The sequence below is a fragment of the Streptomyces sp. NPDC048604 genome (assembly GCF_043199435.1).
Lineage (GTDB): Bacteria > Actinomycetota > Actinomycetes > Streptomycetales > Streptomycetaceae > Streptomyces.
Window position 1 is genome coordinate 341,775 of record NZ_JBICVX010000007.1, and the last position, 6,701, is coordinate 348,475.

Below are 6,701 nucleotides of genomic sequence, written 5' to 3' on the forward strand. Positions count from 1 at the left end.
GGCACTCGCCGCGCCGCCGACGCCGCACCCGGGAAGTCCGGTCGGTACGGACGTACCAGGGACCTAAGGGCCGAGCCCCCGCGCCGGTGGCGTAGGTTTTCCCCTGGACGCCCGCCCACCGACGCCGGCGCCGCAACGACACGACACGACTCGACCACCGCAAGGGGAGACGACACGACCATGAGCGATGTACTGGAGCTGGTGGACGTATCCGTGGTCCGCGACGGACGCGCTCTGGTGGACGAGGTCTCATGGTCGGTCAAGGAGGGCGAGCGCTGGGTCATCCTCGGCCCCAACGGCGCGGGCAAGACCACCCTCCTCAATCTCGCCTCCAGCTACCTCTTCCCCACCAAGGGCACCGCCCGGATCCTCGGCGAGCAGCTCGGCGGCGTCGGCACCGACGTGTTCGAGCTCCGCCCCCGCATCGGTGTCGCCGGCATCGCCATGGCCGAGAAGCTCCCGAAGCGCCAGACCGTCCTGCAGACCGTGCTGACCGCCGCATACGGCATGACCGCCACCTGGCACGAGGACTACGACCCGGTCGACGAGGAGCGCGCCCGCGCCTTCCTCGACCGCCTCGGCATGTCCGACTACCTGGACCGCAAGTTCGGCACCCTCTCCGAGGGCGAGCGCAAGCGCACCCTGATCGCCCGCGCCATGATGACCGACCCCGAGCTGCTGCTCCTGGACGAGCCGGCCGCCGGTCTCGACCTCGGCGGCCGCGAGGACCTGGTCCGCCGCCTCGGCCGGCTCGCCCGCGACCCGATCGCCCCCTCGATGCTCATGGTGACCCACCACGTCGAGGAGATCGCCCCGGGCTTCACCCACGTGCTGATGATCCGTCAGGGCAAGGTGCTGGCCGCCGGCCCGATGGAGACCGAGCTGACCTCCCGCAACCTCTCGCTCTGCTTCGGACTCCCGCTCGTCGTCGAGCGCCACGGCGACCGCTACTCCGCCCAGGGCCTCCCGCTCAAGTAGTCCGTCCGCACAGGGCGTTGCGACCCGCACAGCGCTGCGCCCTGTCCCCGGCGACCCCCACCGCCCTACCATGACCACGTGGACATCGACGCGTGGGTCTGGTGGCTGATCGGAGCGGTGGGGCTCGGCATCCCGCTGGTCCTGACCACGATGCCCGAATTCGGCATGTTCGCGGTCGGCGCGGTCGCCGGCTCGATCACCGCCGCACTCGGCTTCGGAGTGGTCGCTCAAGTACTCGTCTTCGTCGTGGTCTCGGTCGCGCTGATCGCGGTGGTCCGCCCGATCGCGGCCCGGCACCGCGACGGACGACCTCAACTCGCCACCGGCGTCGACGCCCTGAAAGGCCGTCAAGCCGTCGTCCTGGAACGGGTGGACGGCAGCGGCGGCCGCATCAAGCTCGCCGGCGAGGTCTGGTCCGCCCGTGCCCTCGACGGCGCGCTGAGCTTCGAGCCGGGCCAGCACGTCGACGTCGTCGACATCGACGGGGCGACCGCCGTGGTGATGTGACTGTGTGACAGAACCTCGCACACGACGTCCCGCAGTCTGGGAAACTCGATCATCGAAACCAACCCGGCAGTCGACCGGCAGCGAAGGGCACGGGGAGCACGATGCCATCCGTCATCATCGTCCTGATCATCCTGGTGGTGCTTGTATTCATCGCCCTGATCAAGACGATCCAGGTCATCCCGCAGGCCAGCGCCGCGATCGTGGAGCGCTTCGGACGCTACACCCGCACGCTCAACGCGGGCCTGAACATCGTCGTCCCGTTCATCGACTCGATCCGCAACCGGATCGACCTCCGTGAACAGGTCGTCCCCTTCCCGCCCCAGCCGGTGATCACCCAGGACAACCTGGTCGTCAACATCGACACCGTCATCTACTACCAGGTGACCGACGCCCGGGCCGCGACCTACGAGGTCGCCAGCTACATCCAGGCCATCGAGCAGCTCACCGTCACCACGCTGCGGAACATCATCGGCGGCATGGACCTCGAGCGCACCCTCACCTCCCGCGAGGAGATCAACGCGGCCCTGCGCGGCGTCCTCGACGAGGCCACCGGCAAGTGGGGCATCCGCGTCAACCGCGTGGAACTGAAGGCCATCGAGCCGCCGACCTCCATCCAGGACTCGATGGAGAAGCAGATGCGCGCCGACCGCGACAAGCGCGCCGCGATCCTCACCGCCGAAGGCACGCGCCAGGCCGCCATCCTGACCGCGGAGGGCGAGAAGCAGTCCCAGATCCTGCGCGCCGAGGGTGAGGCCAAGGCCGCCGCCCTGCGCGCCGAGGGCGAGGCCCAGGCCGTCCGTACGGTCTTCGAGGCGATCCACGCCGGCGACCCGGACCAGAAGCTGCTCTCGTACCAGTACCTCCAGATGCTCCCGAAGATCGCCGAGGGCGACGCCAACAAGCTCTGGATCGTGCCCAGCGAGATCGGCGACGCCCTCAAGGGCCTCTCCGGCGCCTTCGGCAACATCGGCGGCGGAGTCCCCGGCTTCAACACCTCCGGCGGCCGCGCCTCCGGCACGGGCGCGTCCGTGGTCGAGCAGCGCCGCGAAGAACCCCCGGTTGACTGACACGTACACGTAATCGTGCATGATCGGTGAGAGCCCCTCGACCCAGGCCGTGCCGGGGCGGGGAGGCGACTCACTGACCATGTAAGGAGATGGCGTTGTCCATCTGGGAAGTACTGGCAGTCTTCGCCGCCGGCATCGGGGCCGGCACCATCAACACCATCGTCGGCTCCGGAACGCTGATCACGTTCCCGGTCCTCCTCCTCACCGGCCTCCCACCTGTCACCGCCACCGTCTCCAACGCCCTCGGCCTCATCCCCGGCTCCATCAGCGGCGCCATCGGCTACCGCGAGGAACTCAAGGGCCAGCGCCGCCGCGTCCTGCGCCTCAGCGCCGTCGCCGCCTGCGGCGGACTGTGCGGCGCGATACTCCTGCTGATGCTCCCGCCCAGGGCGTTCGAGACCATCGTCCCCGTCCTCGTCGCCCTGGCCCTGGTCCTCGTCGTCCTGCAGCCCCGGATCTCCAAGGCCGTCCAGGCCCGGCGCGCCCGCACCGGCGCCCAGGGCGACCCCGACGGCGGCCCGCTCCTGCTCACCGGACTGTTCCTCGCGAGCGTCTACGGCGGCTACTTCACCGCAGCCCAGGGGATCATCTACCTCTCCCTCATGGGCATGCTCCTCACGGACACGCTCCAGCGCCTCAACGCGGTAAAGAACGTCCTGGCCGCGGTCGTGAACAGCATCGCCGCGCTCTTCTTCCTCTTCGTCGCCGACTTCGACTGGACCGCCGTCCTGCTCATCGCCGTCGGCTCCGCCATCGGCGGCCAGATCGGCGCCAAGGTCGGCCGCCGCCTCCCGGCCCCGGTGCTGCGCGGCGTCATCGTCGCCGTCGGCCTCACCGCCATCGCCCAACTCCTGCTCCGCTGACGACGGCGGGCCCGCCCCCGGGAAGGGGACGGGCCCGCCGCACGCGTACGGAGCTTCGGTCTAGGCCGCCGAATCGGCCAGCCAGCCCGGCAGTTCGGCCCGCTCGCCCGCCCGCATCGCGAGCAGCATCGCGTCCGCCGGGGTCGGCACGAACGGCTGGTGCAGCAGCGGCATCCCGGCCTGCTCCGGCGTCCGGTCCGCCTTGCGGTGATTGTCCTCGGCACACGAGGCGACCGTGTTCAGCCACTCGTCCCCACCGCCCTGCGCCCGCGGCACCACGTGGTCCACGGTCGTCGCCCGCCTCCCGCAGTACGCACACCGGTGCTGGTCCCGCACCAGCACACCCCGCCTCGACCACGGAGCCTGTCTTCGGAACGGCACCCGCACGTAGCGGCAGAGCCTGATCACCCGGGGAACGGGCAGCTCGACGGCGGCGGCACGCATGCGCAGCTCCGGATGAGCCTGCTCCACGACGGCCTTGTCCTGCAGGACAAGCACCACCGCACGGTTGAGTGTGACCGTCGAAAGCGGCTCGAAGCTCGCGTTCAGTACCAGCGTGTCCCGCATCATGCCCACCTCCCGTGTGCCGGCCCAGCCCGATTGCCGGGCTTCCGGGCTTGGATCAACTCTGGCCGGGCGCGCCGGGTAGGACAACGCAATATCTGCGCAACGAAAGATGCCCGCTTCTGATCTCTCCAAGACCAGAAGCGGGCAAACAACAGACGAACGCTGAGTCGTCCGTGCGGGGTTGCCGCCTGCGGGACTACGCGTGGTTCTCGTACTCCGCGACCAGTTGCGCACGCCCCAGCGTGTGGAAGCGCAGGTTGAAGCCGACCGCGGCCGGAGAAGTGTCGGCGTCCGGACCGAGCTTCTCCTGGTCGACCGCGTACACCGTGAAGACATAACGGTGGGGACCGTCCCCCTTCGGCGGCGCGGCCCCGCCGAAGTCCTTCGACCCGTAGTCGTTGCGCGCGTGCACGGCACCCGCCGGCAGCCCGTCGAACGAGCCCGAACCCGCGCCCACCGGCAGCTCCGTCACCGACGCCGGGATGTCGAACAGCACCCAGTGCCAGAACCCGCTGCCCGTCGGCGCGTCCGGGTCGAAGCAGGTGACGGCGAAGCTCGCGGTCTCCGCCGGGAAACCCTCCCAGCGCAGCTGCGGCGAGGTGTTCCCCGCCGCGTACACCTGCGCCTCGTTCAGCACCCCGCCCGGCACCACGTCGTCGCTCACCACGGTGAACTCCGGCACCGGCGGATGGAAGTCGTGAGGGAGCGGCGCCCTCTTGCCCTCGGCCACGTCTGAACCTCCGTATCGCCCTGATCCGACTGACGGCTGTCGTCGCCGAGCCTAGAACCAGTTCCGCTTGCCGCCGACCTCGGCGAGCCACTGGTTCAGGTACGCCGCCCAGTCGGTCGTGTGGAAGTCCTGCAGACCCACCGTGAACGAACGGAACGAGTCGCTGCCCTCGCTGAACAGACCCGGCTTCTTGTCCATCTCCAGCACGACGTCCATCTCGCGCTCGTCCGCCACGAAGCTCACCTCGACCTGGTTCAGCCCGCGGTACTGCTGCGGCGGGAAGAACTCGATCTCCTGGTAGAACGGCAGCTTCTGCCGGGTGCCCCGGATGTGACCGCGCTCCATGTCCGCGTTCTTGAAGCGGAAGCCCAGCTGGATGAAGGCGTCCAGGATCGCCTGCTGCGCCGGCAGAGGGTGCACGTTGATCGGGTCCAGGTCGCCGGAGTCCACCGCACGGGCGATCTCCAACTCGGTGGTCACACCGATGTTCATGCCGCGCAGCTGCTGCCCGGCGATCGTCGTCACCGGCGTCTCCCACGGGATCTCCAGACCGAACGGCACCACGTGCACCGCCCCGGCCTTCACCTCGAACGCGCCGCCGAGCCGCACCTTCACGAACTCGATGTCCTGCCGGTACTCCTGGTCGCCGCCCTCGACCTCGACGCGCGCCTGCAGCCCGACCGACAGACCCTCGATCTGCTGGTCGACCGAACCGCCCTGGATCCGCACCTCGCCCTGGACGACCCCGCCCGGAACCACGTTCTCCTCGGTGAGCACCGTCTCCACGGTCGCCCCGCCGGCGCCCAGGCTCGCGAGCAGCTTCTTGAAGCCCATGTCTGTCCACCCACTCCTTGTTGGTCCTGGCCCTTACATACGAGCGACGACCGTAGCCGGTTCCCGGCCACGCCCCGGCACGCCCCCACTACCCTCGGACGCCATGAGCGAGAGCCCCGACCGGACGCCGCTGCCCCGGGCCTTCTTCGACCGTCCCGTACTGGAGGTCGCCCCCGACCTCCTCGGCCGCACCCTCGTCCGCAGAACAGAGGACGGTCCGATCGAGCTGAGGCTCACCGAGGTGGAGGCGTACGCCGGCGAGATCGACCCCGGCTCACACGCCTTCCGCGGGCGCACCGCCCGCAACGCGGTCATGTTCGGCCCGCCCGGACACGCGTACGTCTACTTCACCTACGGCATGTGGCACTGCCTGAACCTGGTCTGCGGCCCGGAGGGACACGCGAGCGGAGTACTGCTCCGCGCGGGTGAAATCCAGCAGGGCGCCGAGTTCGCCCGCGGGCGTCGACTCTCGGCCCGCCACGACAAGGAACTCGCCAAAGGCCCGGCTCGCCTCGCCACCGCCCTGGATGTCGCCCTCTCCCTGAACGGCACGGACGTCTGCGACGGCCCCGACGCCCCGCTCGCCGTACTTACCGGCGCCCCGCCCCGCCCCGACCAGGTCCGCAGCGGCCCGCGCACCGGCGTGGGCGGCGACGGAGCACCGCATCCGTGGCGCTTCTGGATCGAGGCGGACCCGACCGTGAGCCCGTACCGGGCCCACGCGCCACGCAGACGGCGCTCTTGACGCAACTTGACTCTGCCTTTCCGGACGCCTAACGTAGCCCGAGCCGCTGGAAACGGGCGCTGCTTGTTCAGCCACCCGGGAGCGGCCATCCACTACCTACGACAGCCCGAACGGGCGCGATTTCGGCATGCCGAAATTCGCCTCGAATGACTCGATTATGAGTCGCCCGGGAAATCGGCTAAAGTAGTGGACACGCCGGAGGGCGAATCGGAAAGCAAAATCCGAGAAACCGCCGGCACCGAGGAAATCGGATCGGAAAGATCTGATAGAGTCGGAAACGCAAGACCGAAGGGAAAAAGCCCGGAGGAAAGCCCAAGAGGGTGAGTACAAAGGAAGCGTCCGTTCCTTGAGAACTCAACAGCGTGCCAAAAATCAACGCCAGATTAGTTGATACCCCGTCCATCTTCGGA

At 69.2% G+C, this 6,701-nt stretch carries 8 protein-coding genes; 5 read left to right on the plus strand and 3 right to left on the minus strand.

Translation table 11 applies throughout. The features are described from left to right. The first annotated feature begins 180 nt into the window (after positions 1-180). The 4 genes from ACGFMM_RS17760 to ACGFMM_RS17775 all read left to right on the plus strand — a co-directional run bounded on the left by ACGFMM_RS17760 (position 181) and on the right by ACGFMM_RS17775 (position 3,415). Entirely contained in the window at positions 181-978 is a 798-nt protein-coding gene (locus ACGFMM_RS17760) for an ABC transporter ATP-binding protein (protein WP_393647259.1), read from the plus strand. Positions 979-1,056: 78 nt separating this feature from the next. Further along, positions 1,057-1,485: an NfeD family protein gene (locus ACGFMM_RS17765; protein WP_393647260.1), complete on the plus strand. Its 429-nt coding sequence runs from the start codon at positions 1,057-1,059 to the stop codon at positions 1,483-1,485. Between the two features lie 101 nt (positions 1,486-1,586). Further along, positions 1,587-2,552, plus strand: coding sequence for an SPFH domain-containing protein (locus ACGFMM_RS17770; RefSeq protein WP_393647261.1), 966 nt, complete (start codon positions 1,587-1,589; stop codon positions 2,550-2,552). A gap of 89 nt (positions 2,553-2,641) precedes the next feature. Further along, on the plus strand, positions 2,642-3,415 hold the full coding sequence (locus ACGFMM_RS17775) for a sulfite exporter TauE/SafE family protein (protein ID WP_393647262.1): 774 nt from the start codon (positions 2,642-2,644) through the stop codon (positions 3,413-3,415). A 60-nt stretch (positions 3,416-3,475) separates the two neighbouring features. Here ACGFMM_RS17775 and ACGFMM_RS17780 read toward each other — a convergent pair whose 3' ends face one another. The 3 genes from ACGFMM_RS17780 to ACGFMM_RS17790 all read right to left on the minus strand — a co-directional run bounded on the left by ACGFMM_RS17780 (position 3,476) and on the right by ACGFMM_RS17790 (position 5,546). Beyond that, a complete protein-coding gene (locus ACGFMM_RS17780) occupies positions 3,476-3,982 on the minus strand; it encodes an HNH endonuclease (RefSeq protein WP_393647280.1) in 507 nt (168 codons plus the stop codon). A gap of 196 nt (positions 3,983-4,178) precedes the next feature. Further along, a complete protein-coding gene (locus ACGFMM_RS17785; protein WP_393647263.1) occupies positions 4,179-4,712 on the minus strand; it encodes a YbhB/YbcL family Raf kinase inhibitor-like protein in 534 nt (177 codons plus the stop codon). Between the two features lie 51 nt (positions 4,713-4,763). Continuing rightward, positions 4,764-5,546 carry a sporulation protein gene (locus ACGFMM_RS17790; protein WP_393647264.1) on the minus strand — a complete coding sequence of 261 codons (783 nt, stop codon included), beginning with the start codon at positions 5,544-5,546 and terminating at the stop codon, positions 4,764-4,766. A gap of 103 nt (positions 5,547-5,649) precedes the next feature. Between ACGFMM_RS17790 and ACGFMM_RS17795 the strand changes: the two genes are divergently transcribed. Next, the gene (locus tag ACGFMM_RS17795; RefSeq protein ID WP_393647265.1) at positions 5,650-6,291 is read left to right on the plus strand and encodes a DNA-3-methyladenine glycosylase; all 642 of its coding nucleotides are present in this window, start codon (positions 5,650-5,652) and stop codon (positions 6,289-6,291) included. The last annotated feature ends 410 nt before the right edge of the window (positions 6,292-6,701 follow it).